Annotated in this window: 21 protein-coding genes and 1 riboswitch; all 21 genes read right to left on the minus strand. The window is 54.7% G+C overall.

Annotation, left to right across the window (positions count from 1 at the left end):
* Positions 1-35 precede the first annotated feature (35 nt).
* Complete coding sequence (locus FLZ89_RS00300) at positions 36-1,151, minus strand: NADH-quinone oxidoreductase subunit D (RefSeq protein ID WP_141304081.1); 1,116 nt, start codon at positions 1,149-1,151, stop codon at positions 36-38.
* Positions 1,152-1,154: 3 nt separating this feature from the next.
* Positions 1,155-1,604 carry an NADH-quinone oxidoreductase subunit C gene (locus FLZ89_RS00305; RefSeq protein ID WP_141264265.1) on the minus strand — a complete coding sequence of 150 codons (450 nt, stop codon included), beginning with the start codon at positions 1,602-1,604 and terminating at the stop codon, positions 1,155-1,157.
* A gap of 1 nt (position 1,605) precedes the next feature.
* Complete coding sequence (locus FLZ89_RS00310; RefSeq protein ID WP_256369528.1) at positions 1,606-2,091, minus strand: NADH-quinone oxidoreductase subunit B; 486 nt, start codon at positions 2,089-2,091, stop codon at positions 1,606-1,608.
* Positions 2,092-2,096: 5 nt separating this feature from the next.
* Positions 2,097-2,456, minus strand: coding sequence for an NADH-quinone oxidoreductase subunit A (locus FLZ89_RS00315; RefSeq protein WP_253256360.1), 360 nt, complete (start codon positions 2,454-2,456; stop codon positions 2,097-2,099).
* 55 nt (positions 2,457-2,511) lie between these two features.
* Positions 2,512-3,186, minus strand: coding sequence for a ribonuclease HII (locus FLZ89_RS00320; protein WP_253256361.1), 675 nt, complete (start codon positions 3,184-3,186; stop codon positions 2,512-2,514).
* A 12-nt stretch (positions 3,187-3,198) separates the two neighbouring features.
* Positions 3,199-3,951 (minus strand): response regulator, encoded by a 753-nt coding sequence (locus tag FLZ89_RS00325; protein ID WP_253256362.1) that lies wholly within the window; start codon positions 3,949-3,951, stop codon positions 3,199-3,201.
* Positions 3,952-4,002: 51 nt separating this feature from the next.
* Positions 4,003-4,818 carry a ribosome biogenesis GTPase YlqF gene (gene ylqF / locus FLZ89_RS00330; protein WP_141304083.1) on the minus strand — a complete coding sequence of 272 codons (816 nt, stop codon included), beginning with the start codon at positions 4,816-4,818 and terminating at the stop codon, positions 4,003-4,005.
* Positions 4,819-4,826: 8 nt separating this feature from the next.
* Positions 4,827-5,375, minus strand: coding sequence for a signal peptidase I (gene lepB / locus FLZ89_RS00335; RefSeq protein ID WP_253256363.1), 549 nt, complete (start codon positions 5,373-5,375; stop codon positions 4,827-4,829).
* A 66-nt stretch (positions 5,376-5,441) separates the two neighbouring features.
* On the minus strand, positions 5,442-5,783 hold the full coding sequence (gene rplS / locus FLZ89_RS00340; protein ID WP_141264259.1) for a 50S ribosomal protein L19: 342 nt from the start codon (positions 5,781-5,783) through the stop codon (positions 5,442-5,444).
* A gap of 89 nt (positions 5,784-5,872) precedes the next feature.
* Positions 5,873-6,634, minus strand: a complete 762-nt coding sequence (gene trmD, locus FLZ89_RS00345; RefSeq protein WP_141304084.1) for a tRNA (guanosine(37)-N1)-methyltransferase TrmD — start codon at positions 6,632-6,634, stop codon at positions 5,873-5,875.
* Positions 6,635-6,646: 12 nt separating this feature from the next.
* A complete protein-coding gene (gene rimM, locus FLZ89_RS00350) occupies positions 6,647-7,159 on the minus strand; it encodes a ribosome maturation factor RimM (RefSeq protein ID WP_141304085.1) in 513 nt (170 codons plus the stop codon).
* Positions 7,160-7,161: 2 nt separating this feature from the next.
* Positions 7,162-7,392, minus strand: a complete 231-nt coding sequence (locus FLZ89_RS00355; protein WP_141264256.1) for a KH domain-containing protein — start codon at positions 7,390-7,392, stop codon at positions 7,162-7,164.
* An 11-nt stretch (positions 7,393-7,403) separates the two neighbouring features.
* Positions 7,404-7,676: a 30S ribosomal protein S16 gene (gene rpsP, locus FLZ89_RS00360; RefSeq protein ID WP_054937393.1), complete on the minus strand. Its 273-nt coding sequence runs from the start codon at positions 7,674-7,676 to the stop codon at positions 7,404-7,406.
* A gap of 16 nt (positions 7,677-7,692) precedes the next feature.
* The gene (gene ffh, locus FLZ89_RS00365) at positions 7,693-9,036 is read right to left on the minus strand and encodes a signal recognition particle protein (RefSeq protein ID WP_141264255.1); all 1,344 of its coding nucleotides are present in this window, start codon (positions 9,034-9,036) and stop codon (positions 7,693-7,695) included.
* 63 nt (positions 9,037-9,099) lie between these two features.
* Positions 9,100-9,468: a YlxM family DNA-binding protein gene (gene ylxM / locus FLZ89_RS00370; protein ID WP_141304086.1), complete on the minus strand. Its 369-nt coding sequence runs from the start codon at positions 9,466-9,468 to the stop codon at positions 9,100-9,102.
* Between the two features lie 62 nt (positions 9,469-9,530).
* Entirely contained in the window at positions 9,531-10,469 is a 939-nt protein-coding gene (locus FLZ89_RS00375) for an aldo/keto reductase (RefSeq protein WP_141264253.1), read from the minus strand.
* Between the two features lie 138 nt (positions 10,470-10,607).
* Positions 10,608-10,742, plus strand: a riboswitch (cyclic di-AMP (ydaO/yuaA leader).
* Positions 10,743-10,747: 5 nt separating this feature from the next.
* Positions 10,748-12,034: an amidohydrolase gene (locus FLZ89_RS00380; RefSeq protein WP_141264252.1), complete on the minus strand. Its 1,287-nt coding sequence runs from the start codon at positions 12,032-12,034 to the stop codon at positions 10,748-10,750.
* A 3-nt stretch (positions 12,035-12,037) separates the two neighbouring features.
* A complete protein-coding gene (gene ftsY, locus FLZ89_RS00385; RefSeq protein ID WP_141264251.1) occupies positions 12,038-12,973 on the minus strand; it encodes a signal recognition particle-docking protein FtsY in 936 nt (311 codons plus the stop codon).
* Positions 12,974-13,130: 157 nt separating this feature from the next.
* Complete coding sequence (locus tag FLZ89_RS00390; protein WP_141304087.1) at positions 13,131-15,119, minus strand: DUF6449 domain-containing protein; 1,989 nt, start codon at positions 15,117-15,119, stop codon at positions 13,131-13,133.
* Positions 15,094-15,993 (minus strand): ABC transporter ATP-binding protein, encoded by a 900-nt coding sequence (locus tag FLZ89_RS00395; RefSeq protein WP_141264249.1) that lies wholly within the window; start codon positions 15,991-15,993, stop codon positions 15,094-15,096. The genes FLZ89_RS00390 and FLZ89_RS00395 overlap by 26 nt, the downstream gene beginning before the upstream one ends.
* Positions 15,990-16,370, minus strand: coding sequence for a GntR family transcriptional regulator (locus FLZ89_RS00400; protein WP_141264248.1), 381 nt, complete (start codon positions 16,368-16,370; stop codon positions 15,990-15,992). The genes FLZ89_RS00395 and FLZ89_RS00400 overlap by 4 nt, the downstream gene beginning before the upstream one ends.
* Between the last annotated feature and the right edge of the window lie 53 nt (positions 16,371-16,423).

Consider the following 16,423-nt stretch of genomic DNA (forward strand, 5'->3'; position numbering starts at 1 on the left):
AACCATCTATCCTCTCCCTTAAGCAAAACTCCCGATCACCGGTCAACCTCACCCAGAACAATATCAATGGAAGCAAGGTTGACAACAAAATCCTGGATATTACCGCCTTCGGCTATTTTGGGTAGAGAGCCTAAATTAACAAAGGACGGGCTGTGAATGTGCAGGCGGTAGGGCTTATTGCCGCCGTCGCTTACGAGATAAAAGCCCAAAATTCCTTTAGCACCCTCGATCTGGTGGTAAACTTCTCCCCTGGGCGGTTTAATTACCCGGGGCACTTTGGCCATTACCGGCCCCTCGGGGAGCCCTGCCATGGCCTGGCGGATAATGCGGGCGCTCTGTTCCATCTCCAAAAGGCGAATAACAAAGCGGTCGTAGCTATCCCCGTTGTTTAAAGTGGGAATATCGAATTCGAACCGATCATAAATACCATACGGCCGCGCTTTGCGCAAATCAAAGGGCAGCCCGCAGGCGCGTAAGTTCGGCCCTGTGATACCATAGGCCAGGGCTGTCTCCAGATCAATCCTGCCCACACCCCGGCAACGAGCCTTAAAAATTTCATTCCCGGTAATCAAGCCGTTCACTTCCGCGATTAACTGGGGCAAATCATCTAAAAAAGCTTCCAGGGCCGGCAAGAAGGCCGGCGGAATATCGGCAGCCACGCCGCCGATGCGCATATAGCTCACCGTCAGGCGCGAACCACAAGTCATCTCAAAGAGATCTAATATCCGCTCCCTTTCCCGGAAAGGGGGAAACCATGCCGTCCAACCGGACACATCCAGGGCCATGGAAGCAACCATGATCAGGTGGCTGGCTATCCTGGACAGCTCGGCCATGATAATGCGCAGGTACTCGGCCCGCTCCGGCACCTCTATCCCCATCAGTTTTTCCACCGTCTGGACATAACCCAGGTTGTTCAGCATCCCGGCCAGGTAATCAAGGCGGTCAGTGTAGGGGATGATCTGGGTGTAGGTGCGGTCCTCCGCCAGCTTTTCTATACCCCGGTGCAAATAACCAATAATATTTTCAACCTTGACTACTTTTTCACCATCCAGGGTTAAAAGGGCCCGGTAAACACCATGGGTACTGGGGTGTTGGGGGCCCATATTGAGCTCGATTTCCTGGGTCTGCAAATCTTCCCTGGCAACGGCCATGACCTATTCCCTCCCTTCTTCGGCATTTAACTGGAAATCCTTGCGCAAAGGATGGCCGCTAAAATCATCGGGACAGAGGATCCTTTTCAGGTTGGGGTGCCCTTTAAAAATGACCCCCATTAGATCATAGACTTCCCGTTCCTGTACTTCCGCTGCCGGCCAGATAGCAGTCAGCGAAGGAACTTCCGGGTGCTGGCGGTTGAGGTTCACCTTGACCCTTAGCTCCTTTGCTTCCGGCACGGCTAATAAATGGTATACCATTTCTATCCGGTCTTCATCTTTGTAATCTACAGCCGTCAGGTCGGTCAAAAAATTATAACCCCGTCTCTCCTTTAACTCCTTCATTACCGCCAGCAGCCGGTCGGCCGGTACAACCAGGGCTGGCATATCAACACCTTCCTCCCCGTGAACTCCAGGGAAGAGGCCCTGCAATTCTTCAATTAATGCGGTCATTTCACTTCACCAGCACTGCTTTAGGATTGATCACTTTTTTCTTTAGCTGCAGGAGGCCGTTAATCAATGCCTCCGGCCGGGGGGCGCACCCGGGAACATAAACATCAACCGGCACAATGGTATCTACTCCGGGCACAACGTTATAAGAATCCACGAAGGGGCCGCCGCTGATGGCACAGCTCCCCATGGCGATAACCCATTTTGGCGCCGGCATCTGCTCGTAAAGGCGCCGGACAATGGGTGCCATTTTTTTCGTTACCGTTCCCGCCACAATCATCAAATCAGCCTGGCGCGGCGAAGGCCGGAAAACTTCGTAGCCAAAGCGGGCAATATCATAACGGGATCCGCCGGCAGCCATCATTTCAATGGCGCAACAGGCCAGGCCGAAGGTTAGCGGCCAGAAGGAATGGGCCCGGCAGAAATTGAGCATATAACCCACTGTCGACAGGATAATATTATCAGGCACTTGGGGTTCTGGCGGTTTCAACCTGGCTACAGCCACTTTAACGCACCCTCCTTCCAGGCATACCAGAGGCCAATTACCAGGATAGCTATAAAAATAATCATTTCAATAAAAGCGAATAGCCCCAGAACTTGAAAACGTACCGCCCAAGGGTATAAAAAAACAGTTTCTATATCAAACAATAAAAAGACAAGGGCATACAAAAAGTAACTTACTTTAAACTGGACCCACGTTGGTCCCCTGGTATCCAGGCCGCATTCATAGGTGGCCACTTTGTCCCCCACCGCTTTTCCCCGGGGGCGGAGGAGCCAGTTGGTTGCCAGGGCGGCGATGGCCGTAGCTGCCCCGCCAGCGAGGAAAATGGCTATTATCCCATACTGCTGCAACACCCTTACTACCTCCTTTCCATAATCGGCCCCATAACCTTTGGCAATACTCACATACTTATTCGCCATATTTATGAAAATCCCTGCTTTTGACTACCAAAGCGTTTTTAAAACTTAAGCGGTGCAGTGAACTGGGACCCAGGCAGGCCAGGGCGCGCCGGTGCTCCGGCGTTGGGTAGCCCTTATTTTCTGCCAGGCCGTAACCGGGAAAAACAGCGTCGTAGGCCACCATCAGTTCATCCCTGGCCACCTTGGCCAGGATCGAGGCAGCCGCAATGGAGGCGCTTAACGCGTCGCCCCCTATCAGGGGGGTCTGGGGTACAGGGAAACCTGGTAGTTTCAAGCCGTCAACTAAAACATGGTCGGGCTTAATGGGTAAAGCCATTAAGGCCCGCCACATGGCCCACCGGGAAGCCACCAGGATATTCAGGCAATCAATCTCCTTAACCGAAGCCCAGCCAACGGCCCAGGCCAGGCTTTCTTTTTTAATTATTCCAGCCAGCTGCCGGCGCCTAGCAGGTGGTATTCTTTTAGAATCATTGAGGCCGGCGATAAACAAACCCGGTGGCAAGATAACGGCAGCGGCAGTTACCGGCCCGGCTAAGGGACCGCGGCCGGCTTCATCCACGCCGGCTATATACACGGCACCCCGGCGCTGTAAGCGCCGCTCCCAGGCGTAAAGGGCCTCTACCCGCTCCTGTTCTTCCAGGCTTACACCTTGCACTTCGGCCACCTTTTTTATCACCTATATTAGATTACCACCACTTAAGCCGTGTTTCAAGGCATAAAGAGCTGCCTGGGTACGATCGCTAACACCAATTTTATGAAAGATATTCGTTAAATGGTTTTTTACCGTTTTTTCACTAATATATAAGTCCCGGGCTATCTCACGGTTTGATTTCCCCAGGCTGACGTGAACTAAAATTTCCCGTTCCCTGGGCGTTAAAGGTAGCCCCCCTATAGATGAATTAGCAGGCAGGTCCTTCTTCTGGATATAATCAATTACCTTGGGGGCTATGCCGGGGTGAATTACCTGGTATCCCCGGGCTACCTGGAAAATAGCCTTGACCAGTTCTTCGGCGCCGATGTCCTTAAGGACATAGCCGGAAACCCCGCATTTTAGCAATTCAATGATATATTCCTCGTCATCGTGTATGGTCAGGGCCAGGATGCCGGTTTGGGGCAGTTCCCGGCGGATCACCTTGGTAGCTTCGATACCGTTTAAACCGGGCATGTTAATATCGATTAAAATTACGTCCGGGTGGTGACGCCGGGCCATGGCAATGGCTTCCTGCCCGTCCCCGGCCTCGGCAACCACCTGAATGCCCGGCTCCAGTTCCAGGATCTTGCGAATGCCTTCCCGCACCAACGGATGGTCATCAGCAATCACAATGGAAATCTTACCGGCCGGCACAACTTCCACCTCTTTCCCGCTGCCACGATATAATCGGAAAAGGATCTCGTTGAAATAATGATGCACTTCTGTCAGTTTTGTCAAGTATTCTGACCAGGTTCTATCCAGGCCCCCGGGAATGCTGTTGAGATTTTTTCATGGGAGCTCCAGGGTAAAGCGACCTAAATATCCTTCCCGGAAATCATTAACCAGGGCTTGTGCCGTCTTTTCCTGGTCAATAATACCGCCGGGCAGGAGATAACCACGCCGGCGACCAATGGCCGCGAGTAAATTTGCTCCCGCGGCTTCCTGCTCAGTGATACCATATCTTGTCCGCAGGAGTTCCGGGGCTTTAGCGAGTAAAAATTCTACCACCAGGTTAGCTATATCGGTAACGGGCAAAATACCTTCAGGAACACAGCCAATGGCTCCCAACCACAGGGCCGTCCCCGGTTCGTGCCAGTGGGACCAGAGAACACCAGGGGTATCCAGGAGTTCCATATCGCCCTCTATACGGATCCACTGGGGCCCGCGGGTAATCCCGGGCCGGTCACCGGTACGGGCTGCTCCCCGTCCCGCCAGGCGATTTAACAGTGAAGATTTGCCGACATTGGGAATCCCCAGAACCATGATCCTTAACGGCCGTGCCCGTAACCCTTTCCGGGCCAGTTTTTCCTTTTTTTCCTTCGCTATACCGGCCAGTTGCTGACGTAAAGCCCGCATGCCTTCTCCCGTTCGGGCATTGACGGCCACGGCGGGAGTCCCACCAGCCCGGAAGACATCCAGCCAGCGTGTCGTGGCCGCGGGCTCAGCCAGATCGATCCTGGTTAAAACCAGGATCCGTGCCCTGCTACCGAGGATTGTCTCCAATCCGGGGTAACGGCTGGACGAAGGCAGGCGGGCATCGGCGACTTCCAGGACAATGTCGACAACCTTCAGGTACTGGCGCAAGGACTTTAATCCTGCCGGCATACTGCCACCTACCTGATGAGTCCGATATGATTTAAAGGCCAATAAACCAGGACCGCCTTGCCGATAATCAGCTTCCTGTCCAGGGTCCCCCATACCCGGCTGTCGGCACTGTTATTACGGTTATCTCCCATCATAAAGTAGTTGTTGGGCGGTACTTTAATAGGTCCAAAGTCACTGTAGACTACTCCCGGCGGTAAATAGCTTGCCGGTGGCTGGGGCTGGCCGTTGATATAGAGAACATTATCCCGCGCCTCAACTATATCCCCCCCAACGGCCACCACCCGTTTGACATAATCGCGGCTGGGATCGAGGGGGTATCGAAAAACTACTACATCACCGCGCTGGGGTTCTCCCAGGCGGTAGGCCAGGCGGTTAACAATAATGCGGTCCCCGGGGTAAAGGGTTGGTTCCATGGACGGTGAAGGAATATAAAACGGGGTAAAAAGAAAACTCCGGATGATTAGAGCTAAAACGGCGGCGATTACCAGGGACTGGAGTAAATCTCTCCACCAGGCCGAACCTTTAATTTCCCCTGCCGCTTTCTTACTTTCCTCCAACAGTTGACGCCCCCTATTAGTCAAACACGGGACTGATTTGAGCACCAGTCCCGTTGTTCGACTATGTTACCTCTCTTCTTTAATCCGGGCAGCTTTACCGGCCCGTCCGCGCAGGTAATAGAGCTTTGCCCGCCTGACCCGGCCGTGCCTTACCACTTCGATACGTTCAATACGCGGTGAATGAACGGGGAAAATCCTCTCTACCGCCACACCATAGGAAACCCTGCGGACGGTAAAGGTTTCATTTATACCCCGCCCGCGGCGGCCAATGACCGTTCCTTCAAAAACCTGGATACGCTCCCGGTTGCCTTCAATGACCTTGACATGTACACGTACAGTATCCCCTGGTCTAAAGTCGGGTATATCTGAACGCATTTGTTCCTTTTCCAGGGCTTCCAGAATATTCAACGCAACCCCTCCTTTCCCTGCCGGTAACACCAGCGTTTATTATACCACAGGTTTTCACCAGGAAACAACTTGCGAATGGTCTTACGGATTTATTCCCCTGGCAGGTCTTCACTGCCGGCACGGCGGATAATATCCGCCAGCAGGCGCCGGTCTTCGGGGCTTAACTCTATCTTCGCCAGCAAATCCGGCCGCCGCCGCCAGGTCCGTTCTAGAGCCTGCTGGCGCCGCCAGCGCCTTATTCTTTCATGATTACCCGATAGCAAGACTTCGGGTACTTCCAGCCCGCGAAAGGAGCGGGGCCTGGTATACTGAGGATATTCCAGCAGGCCCATGGCAAAGGAATCCTCCCTCGCCCCCGCCGGGTCTCCCAGTACCCCCGGTAACAGGCGAGTAACGGCGTCAATAACTACCATGGCCGGCAGCTCGCCGCCTGTCAGGACATAGTCGCCAATTGATATTTCCCGGTTTACCAAAAACTGCCTGACCCGTTCATCGACGCCTTCATAATGGCCGCAAATGAGAATAAGGTGTTCTTCCCCGGCCAGTTCCGCGGCCAGGGCCTGGTTAAAGACCTCGCCCTGGGGTGATAAAAGGATGATGGGCGGCCTGGCGGCAGCTGCTTCGGGTAACAAAGCCTCCACAGCCAGGAAGATAGGTTCGGCGAGCATGACCATCCCCGGCCCGCCGCCAAAGGGATAGTCGTCAACATTGCGGTGTTTGTCCCTGGCATAGGCCCGGATATCGACCAGGTTAACATTTAAACGGCCCTGTTCCCGCGCCCGTTTGATAATACTCGTATTTAAAAACCCGGTGAACATCTCGGGGAAAATGGTCAGCACATCAACCCGCAAGGGCAAGGCCCCCTAATCCAGCAAACCCGGTGGCAGGGCGACGGTCATTTCCCTCCGGGCCAGGTCAATTTTACGCACTACGTCTTTTAAGGCCGGTATTAGTATTTCCTTTTTCCCGGTGCCCTTGACGACATAGACATCATTGGCGCCGGTGGTTAACACCTCGGTTAAAATTCCCAGGAATTCGCCGCCGGTAGTATAAACCCGGCTTCCCACTAACTGGAAAATATAATAATGCCCTTCCGGAAGGGGTTCCACTTCCCAGGGCTCTACCTTAAGAACCGCCCCGCGTAATGCCCCGGCCTGATCGCAATCATTAACTTCCGCCAGCTTGAGGATCAGGTGCCGGCCGTGGGGGCGGGCCCCGGCTATAGTTACCGCCCTTATCTCTTCTCCCAGCTGGAGAAGCATCCTGGTCCCGGGCCGGAAACGCTCGGGAAAGTCCGTCCAGGGTTCTACTTTTACCTCTCCCCGGATACCGTGGGTAGCCACAATTTTACCGACGTCGATCCTGTCAGGTACCATCTCTACTGGATAATCTCCACAACTACCCGCTTGCCCTGGTGGGCAGCGGCAGCTTTAACCAGGGTACGGATGGCCCGGGCGATACGTCCCTGTTTGCCAATGACCTTACCCATGTCCTCCTGGGCCACCCTGAGCTCCAGGATAACTGATCTTTCTCCTTCTACCTGGTTAACGCTGACCTGATCGGGGTGATCTACCAGGGCCTGGGCCAGGGTCAATAACAATTCCTTCATTATTATCCCCCCTATTTAGCTTCCCTGGCAGCAACAAATTTCTGCCAGACACCAGCTTTTTTCAACAGGGCGCGCACTGTTTCCGAAGGCTGCGCTCCGGTACTCAGCCAGCGCAGGGCTTTTTCCTCATCAACATTGATTTCGGCAGGTTGTTTGACGGGGTTATAGTACCCAATCTCTTCAATTACCCGGCCATCACGGGGCGAGCGGGAATCGGCTACTACCACCCGGTAAAAAGGTGCTTTTTTAGCCCCCATACGCTTTAAGCGGATCTTGGTTGCCATATGCAGTCACCTCCTTTTAAAAAGGGAAAGGGAGGCGGCCTTTCTTTTTTATCTTGCTACCGCCTTCGCCTAAAAGTTGCATTAGCTTTTTGGCTTCTTCAAACTGGCGCAGCAGACGATTTACATCCTGAACCCGGGTACCGCTGCCGGCGGCGATGCGTTTTTTGCGGCTGCCGTTTATGATGGCCGGGTTGCGGCGCTCCTCCGGGGTCATGGACTGGATAATGGCCTCGGTGTGGACCAATTCTTTCGGGTCAATCTGGAGATCCTTTAACTGCTTCATTTTCCCGGCCCCGGGTAACATGCTTAAGATTTCCTCCAAAGGACCCATCTTCTTCATCTGCTTCATCTGCTCCAGGAAATCTTCCAGGGTAAACTCCTGCTGGCGAATCTTCCTCTGTAGTTCTCTGGCCCTCTCTACGTCAAGATTGGCCTGGGCCTTTTCAATGAGGCTCAAGACATCCCCCATCCCCAGGATGCGGGAAGCCAGGCGGTCCGGGTGGAAGGTTTCCAGGGCATCGGTTTTTTCTCCCATGCCGATAAATTTTATGGGGCACCCGGTAACCGCCCGGACGGATAGGGCGGCACCGCCGCGAGTATCGCCGTCCAGTTTGGTGAGTATTACCCCTGTCAGGCCCAGCTGCTGGTGAAAGATAGAAGCCACCTGCACGGCGTCCTGGCCGGTCATGGCATCTACTACCAGGAGAATTTCCTGGGGGTTGACTGCCTCTTTAATGGCCGCCAGTTCAGCCATCATGGCTTCGTTAATATGCAGCCGGCCGGCAGTATCCAGGATGACAGGGTTACTGCCAAACTTACGGGCGTGCTCTACCGCGGCCCGGGCAATATCTACTGGATTGATCCCTTCCCCCATGCTGAATACCGGTACCTTTGACTGCTCCCCAAGGACCTGGAGCTGTTTAACGGCCGCCGGACGATAAACATCAGCAGCCACCAGCAGGGGCCGCCGGCCCTGATTTTGCACCAGGCGGGCCAGTTTGGCAGCAGTAGTTGTCTTACCGGCGCCCTGTAAGCCAACCAGCATGATGACCGTCGGCGGCTGGCTGGCCCAGTTGATTTTACTCTCGCTGCCGCCCATGAGGGCCGTCAGCTCCTCATGGACAATCTTAACCACCTGCTGGCCGGGGGTGAGGCTCTGCATGACTTCCTGGCCGACGGCCCGCTCTTTGACCCGGTTGATAAAATCCTTGACGACCTTGAAGTTGACGTCGGCTTCCAGTAAAGCCAGGCGGATCTCCCGCATGGCGGCTGTCACGTCAGCTTCGGTGAGCTTGCCTTTACCGCGCAGTTTTTTAAAGGTTTCCTGGAGCTTGTCGGCCAGAGAAGCAAAGACGGCCACCTGTTTCACCCCCGTATTGGGAACAATTACATATAAATCTGCTACATTTAAATCTGCGCCAGTTTAATTCTTCCCCGTACTGCCCTCCGGCAGTTCCAGGAGCCGCTCAAGGATGCGGGAAGCTTCAGCCAGCTCCCCTTCCCCGCCACCATGGCGGTAGTTTTCCAGGTGCCTGATAGCTGCTGCCAGCTGTTCCCGCAGGGTGAGTTCCCGCTGCAGGTAACCCAGGCGGGCTTCATAATCCTCCAGGGCTTTGATCGCCCTATGCAGGCCGTCGTAGACAGCCTGGCGGCTGATCCCTTCTTCATCAGCTATCTCTCCCAGGGAAAGGTCGTGGTGGTAGTGGAGTTCCAGCCACTGCCTCTGCTTGGGGGTAAGAAGGGGGCCGTAAAAATCGTACAGACGCGCCACCCGGGCCAGCTGGTCAAGCATAAGCACCACCGATAAGAATTATAGGGCACATTCCCGGAGGTGTCAAGGGCAGGGCTTTGACACTAGATCATCCTGATGGCAAACTGCGGGCACACCTCGGTGCAGTAGCCGCAGAGAAGGCATTTGCCGCGGTCGATCCTGGCTTTACCGTTAACTAAGGTTATAGCGTCGTTGGTGCAGGCCTTAAGACAGGCGCCGTCGCCGCTGCAGACGGTCTCCACCACGGTAAACTCTTTGGCGGCAATCTCTATTTTCCCCGGGTCCTCGCCGTTAAAAAAGCGCAGGTTGTAATCCACCTCTGCCTCGCTGACCATACCTACGGCGACGGCGGCAATACCCGGTACCTGGCGGGCAAAGGCCATGGCCTCCTGGTAGTTGTCCAAGAGGTTCCCCCCGGCCAGGGCCTTCATCAGGTAAATCCCCTTGCCGGCAGCCACGGCTGTCGAAATGGCGGCCAGCATGTCTGCGCGGCTGCCGTCGATGATGCCCATGCCCTTGATATTTACCAGGGGAAAGATAACATCTATTTCTTTTTCGGCGGCCGCTTTCCGCACCGCCGCCACGCCGTGGGTAGCAATACCAACGGCCCCGATAAGCCCTTTCTCCCGGGCATCGAGGAGGCAGCGCCAGGCGCCCGCCCTTTCTTCGAAAATATGCTCCGTTGCCCGGGCCGCATGCAGGTGGAAAATATGGATATAATCCAGCTGGAGCTTCTCCCGGGCCTCCTGGATAGCCCGCTCCATATCCTCATAGGTGACAGCTGCGGACTTGGTGGCGATAATCACTTCACCGCCGTAGGCGTGAATAGCCCGCCGGATAGGCTCGTAGGTCTCATAAATTTGCGCCGTATCGATGAAATTAACCCCTCCGTCCAGGGCTCTTTTGATAATCCTGGTGCAGGTGTCAATGTCGAGGTTTTTCTGGCGCGGCCCCATGGGCAGAGCGCCGAAACATAGCTCGGAAACCTTCATCCCCGTTTTACCCAGCTGGCGGTACTCCACAGGTTACTCCCCCCATATTGAAATCAAGGAAACCTGAAATTGGTCCTGGAAAAACCATTGGGTTTTACCATTAAGTTTTATGTTAACAAAATAGGACCTTCATGCTACGATAAAAATGCCATCAATTCCATCCTTTCTTCCACCAGATCGCCGAATTTCCTCGGTGGAAAACGGGGGAACCATTTCCAGGGGGTTAATCCGCGGGTCACCGCGGTAGGGCCATCCTTGGTCCGCACCCGGCAGCTAACCCCGTAGGCGTGGAAGGAGGTGGAATTTTTTTACCCTCTACCGGCCCGTTTCATTACCTGGGCGTAAATTTCCCCGGCGTCCAGGGTCTTTACTTCCCCGGCGGCCATGAGAATTTTCCCGTTAACGATTACCGTATCCACATCGCTCCCGCGGGCGGCATAAACCAGGTTGGCTTCTACATTATGGGGCGGCATTAAGTGGGGCTGGTGCTTGTTTACCAGGATCAGATCGGCTTTTTTCCCGGTCTCCAGGGTGCCGATGTCCTTTTCCAGGCCCAGGGCCCGGGCACCGTTCAAGGTGGCCATAACCAGGGCCTGGTGAGCGGGAACTACGGTGGGATCACCGCTTATCCCTTTGGCCAGCAGGGCACAGGTACGCATTTCGGCCACCATATCCAGGTTGTTGTTGCTGGCAGCGCCGTCGGTGCCGATGGCCACATTGACACCGGCAGCCAGCATCGCCGCCACCGGCGCCACCCCGCTGGCCAGCTTCAGGTTGCTCTCCGGACAGTGGGCGACACCAACCTTTTTTTCTGCCAGGATAGAAATATCTTCTGTGGTCAGGTGGACGCAGTGGGCGGCCAGGACCGGCAGGTCGAACAGGCCCAATTTTTCGATCAGGGCTACCGGAGTGGCCCCGTAACGGGCCTGAATATCTTCTACCTCTCCCTTCGTTTCCGCCAGGTGAATATGTATACCCACCCCCAGTCCGGCCGCCGTCTTGGCCACTTTCGTCAGGTAATCCGGGGGGCAGGTATAGGGGGCATGGGGGCCCAGCATGGTGGTCACGCGGCCGTCACCGGCGCCATGCCACTCTTTCACCAGGCTGACACCGGCGGCCAGGCGTTTTCCCTGCCCGTCCTGAAGGCCAATGAGGCCCTGGCTGAGGCAGGCCCGCAGGCCGGCCTCGACAACGGCTTCGGCCACGGCGTCCATTTGGAAATACATATCAGCAAAAGTGGTGGTGCCGGAGCGAATCATTTCCAGCAAGGCCAGCTTGGCGCCCCAGTAAATGTCCTCCCGGGTAAGTTTATCCTCCCGGGGCCAGATCTTTTCTTCCAGCCACTGTTTCAGGGGAAGATCGTCGGCGTAGCTCCGCAGCAGGGTCATGGCCGCGTGGGTGTGGGCATTGACCAGGCCTGGGAGGGCCACCTTATCGCCGGCCTCGATAACAGTATCCGGCTGCCAGTCGGCTGGTAAGCCTCCTGTCGGTCCGACATAATGAAGGCGGTCGTCGTCGATGGCAATGACGCCCTTTTCAATTACCGGGCTGCTAATGGGGACGATGGCACAATCTTTGATTAAAATTTTGCCCAAGGGTTATTCCTCCTTTTCCCCAGACAGGCCGCTGAATAAGGCAGCAGCAAAGTCCCGGGGTTGAAATTCCTTCAGATCATCCAGGCCTTCGCCCAGGCCCACCAGCTTGACCGGAATGCCCATTTCGGCGGCAATAGCCAAAACCACCCCGCCCTTGGCCGTGCCGTCGAGCTTGGTTAACACGATACCAGTAACTCCCACCGCCTCACTAAAGAGCCTGGCCTGGGACAGGGCATTCTGGCCGGTGGTGGCGTCCAGGACCAGGAGCACCTCATGGGGCGCCCCCGGCAGTTCCCGTTCAATAACGCGGCGAATTTTTTTTAGCTCATCCATCAGATTAACTTTGGTTTGCAGGCGGCCGGCCGTATCCACCAGCACCACGTCGGCGCGGCGGTTGCGGGCCGCTTGTAAAGCATCGTAAACTACTGCGCCCGGATCGGCCCCGGCCTGGTGGCGGATCAGTTCAGCCCCGGCCCGTTCGGCCCATACGGCCAGCTGCTCGCCGGCGGCAGCCCGGAAAGTGTCGGCTGCCGCCAGGATGACCTTTTTACCTTCCTGTTTTAAACGATAAGCCAGCTTGCCGATGGTGGTCGTCTTACCGGCGCCGTTGACACCTACCACCAAGATCACCGTCGGCGGTGACGGCGCCCTGTTTAAACGGGGCACCTCTTCTCCCAGTAGCCGGGTAACTTCTTCTTGCAAAAAAGTACCTACCGCGGCCGGGTCTGTTACCTTGCGGGCCTTAACCTCCTGGCGCAAACGTTCCACCAGTTCCATGCTGGTCCTGGCGCCAACATCGGCCGTCAATAATATTTCTTCCAGTTCGTCAAAGAAATCGTCATCCAGGCGGCTGCTGCCAACTAGCAAGGTGCCCAGCCGTTGAGTGAAATTCTGCCGCGTCTTTTTTAAACCGTCTTTAAGCTTGCTGAAAAGACTCAATGGTAATCCCCCTTGTACGATATCAAAAAGCCTCATCCCTAATTTACCAGAGACGAGGCCTTTTGTCCAAGGTATATTGTTGACAACCCTGCTTCCTGCCAGCCAGGAGCCTCTTTATATGTCTACCCATTTCCTCAGGAAACCGGTAGGACCGGTGCTAATCCAGCTGTTGCATGTATTCTTTTAATGCCGCCGAAACCGGCCAGTCCCGGTGGATAAAGCGGTGGAACTCGAAGGGGCCCGTGGTTGCCCTCCCGGAAAATATCACACTGATGGTTTTGTCACGGTCGGTGAAGTCATCCGGTCCGTTTATACTGAGCAATTCCTCGATTAACCGGCGCTCCCTGATTTCAACCCGCCTGGATGCCGAACCGGTCTTCGAGGCCTCCGGGGGTAAAGGATATTCCAGGACGGCATATTCGACTTCATCCGGCAGCAGCATGATACTCTCATAATACCCTTTTTCTTTGAGCCAGTTGATAACCGACCTGTAGCCGTCGCGGAGGGTATAATGCACGGATCTCCCGTTAACGTCCTCAATATTGATGTGCACATAATCATCCGTCCTGGCGACGAGTTCGTCAAAGGTAGTGTTCAGCACATCCTGTTGCAACCGGGCCGCAAACTCCCCGATCTCCACCCTGTCAGTCAGGATAACCGCTCTTTTGGGGGTGCGGTCATCGTCGATTTCGATCAATTTAATTTCAGCCGGGTCCTGGGCCACCACCGGGAACCTGGCCTGTTTATATTCCAGGGATTCGTAGATGGGTTTGAGCAGGGAAGCATATTGTTTTTCGTCGATATAATACTGGCGGACTAAGTAACCACCGTCCTTCAGGGTATAAATAATATAGCGGGGTACCCCTTTTTTATCGCGGGGGTTCTGCAGCAATTGACGGTGCAGGCGGGTGATATGCTTGATGTTGTCCCTGTTTTCAAAGAAGATGGCGCCCTCGTACTTGATGCCTTGATCTTTTATATCTTTCAGTTTTTCCAGGTATATCCACGCGTTAATATTGGTACCAAAGTAGACTTTCTTCACCTTTTCCGGTTCGGGGACGCGATGCACATAGCCGGTGGCGTCGGTGACAATCCCGAGCAGCAGCACCACAATGATCGCGATATATCCCAGATAACCCCTGTACGACGACCAGACCTTCAAAGATTTCTGCAGCAGGGATTCGGCCGTAAAGTAGCCCAATAGGGAACCCAGTACGTACCCCCAAACAATAATAGGAAAAGCGCCCCTGTATACATTGGCAAAGTACGCTCCCGCCAGGAGCATCGCACAAACGGTTACGCCGTACTTAAAAACCGGCCGCATGATTGTAAAGGCGATGACATCACCGGCCGCTTCCGCGTGCCTTAACTTGTAGACATAGGCGGCGGCAGCCAGGAACAAGGCGGCGAACAGGAGATACACCGCGACGGTTCCGGCGGTAAAAAGATCGCTCTCGGTACCGCTGGTAAACATCATCAAAGGAAAGTTGTACCGCAGGTCGCCGGGATGGTTGAGGCTGGCGTAGCCGTAAATCAAGTGGCGGAGGTTTTCCGTCAGAAGAACATATAACCCTATGGGCAGGACCTGCAGGATATAGGTAAAGGCGATATGGGCAATGGCATTGCCCGTGAACATACCCACAAAAACGGTAATCGCGAATAACAGCGTGTCAAATAGGGCCGTCATGCCCATCCACCGGAGAATATCCAGCAGGGAATAATACTCCTTTAAGGGAGTAGTCATATTCAGGACCGCCAATACCAGCCCGGTGACCGTAACGGGCAGGAGCAGCAGCACCAGCCCCGCGACGCTGTGGCTGCAGAAAAGGGTGTAGCGATTGAATGGCAGGCTGTGCATCACCGCCACCGCCCGGCTGTTATGCAAATACTGGAAAAGCAGCACCACCAGGATGATGGGCACGGTGCAGATTAGAATGGCCTGCATTCCGCTCTGGCCGGAGAAAATGTCCAGCGATCTTTGCAGCATTTCCCTGGCCCACCTGTTACTGGCAGGTATATCCTGCACCATGTGGTGAAAAGGCAGGATTAAGATCAGGAACAGGCCGTACAGGGCGCTGACCCACCAGAAACGTTTGAGATCACTGGCCATCAGCCCCTTATTAAATAAGGACATTCTGAATGTCATAACCGCTTCCCCCCAGTTCATAGATGAAGATCTCCTCCAGCGTCAGTGGTAGAACATCCAGGATGACCGGGTTGGCCCGCCGTATCTCGGCCAGGATTTGCTCTTTATCCCCCTTCACAACAAGCAGGAGGATGCTCCCGTTTTGTTCCCGGTGCAGGATCGTTCCAGACCGGAGGAGATCTGGAGGTACTTCGCCGGCAAACGCTACCTGAAGTTTGTGTATATCTGTCTTTAAATCATCAAGATTTTTTTCCACCAGGATGGTGCCGTTGTACAGGATGCCAACGTGGTCACAAACATCCTCCAATTCCCGCAGGTTGTGGGAGGAAACTAGCACCGTGGTTTCGCGTTCGGCGACGTCCTGCAGCACCAGATTCCAGACCTTCTTACGCATTACCGGGTCAAGGCCGTCGACCGGTTCATCCAGGATCATCACCCGGGGCATGACGCAGATGCCCAGCCAGAAAGCCACCTGTTTCTGCATGCCTTTGGACAGGCGGGTGATTCTGCGCCGGGGGTCTATGGAGAACACCTGTTTTAAAACCCGGTATCTTTCCCAGTTCCAAGCCGGGTAGAAGCTGGCGTAAAATTGGGCTGTTTCCTCGATGCTGTATTGCGAGAAAAAATACAGGTCATCTGGTATGTAAACCAGGAACGACTTGACGGCCGGATTGTCATAAACCGGTTGGCCGGCAATGGTGATGGTCCCCGCATCCTGGCGATAGACTCCGGCCAGGTGTTTGATGAGGGTGGTTTTCCCGGCGCCATTCGGGCCCAGCAAGCCGTAAACGGAACCTTTTTTGACATCGATATTGACATTTTCCAGAGCTTTAAATCTGCCAAAGCTTTTGCTGAGCTTTCTGACTTCAATCACTCATTCAGACCTCCCTTTTTATAGATGGCACGAATGGTATCCAGCAATTGTTCCATCGGTACGTTCAAATACATTAATTCGGCCACGTTTCGCTCCAGTTCCCGCATCAGTTCCTCCAGCCGGGGGTGCGGGGCTGAACGGTCCCGGGGTGTGACAAAGCTGCCTTTGGCCCGGATGGAGTAGATGAAGCCTTCCGCCTCCAGGTCTTTGTAGGCTTTCTGGATTGTGTTGGGATTAACGGTCAGCAACTGGGCCAGTTCACGCACCGAGGGTATCCGTTCGTCCGGTTGCAACACCCCGGTAATGATCAGCGTTTTAATCTTTTCCTTGATCTGTTCGTGCAGGGGGCGGCGGTCCCTGTAATCAAGCTGTAACATAGGCACCTCCTTCTTCTGTATTAATTATAATATTACAGTTAATACAATGCTAT

The sequence above is a fragment of the Moorella sp. E306M genome, assembly GCF_006538385.1.
Classification (GTDB): Bacteria; Bacillota; DSM-521; order Neomoorellales; family Neomoorellaceae; genus Neomoorella.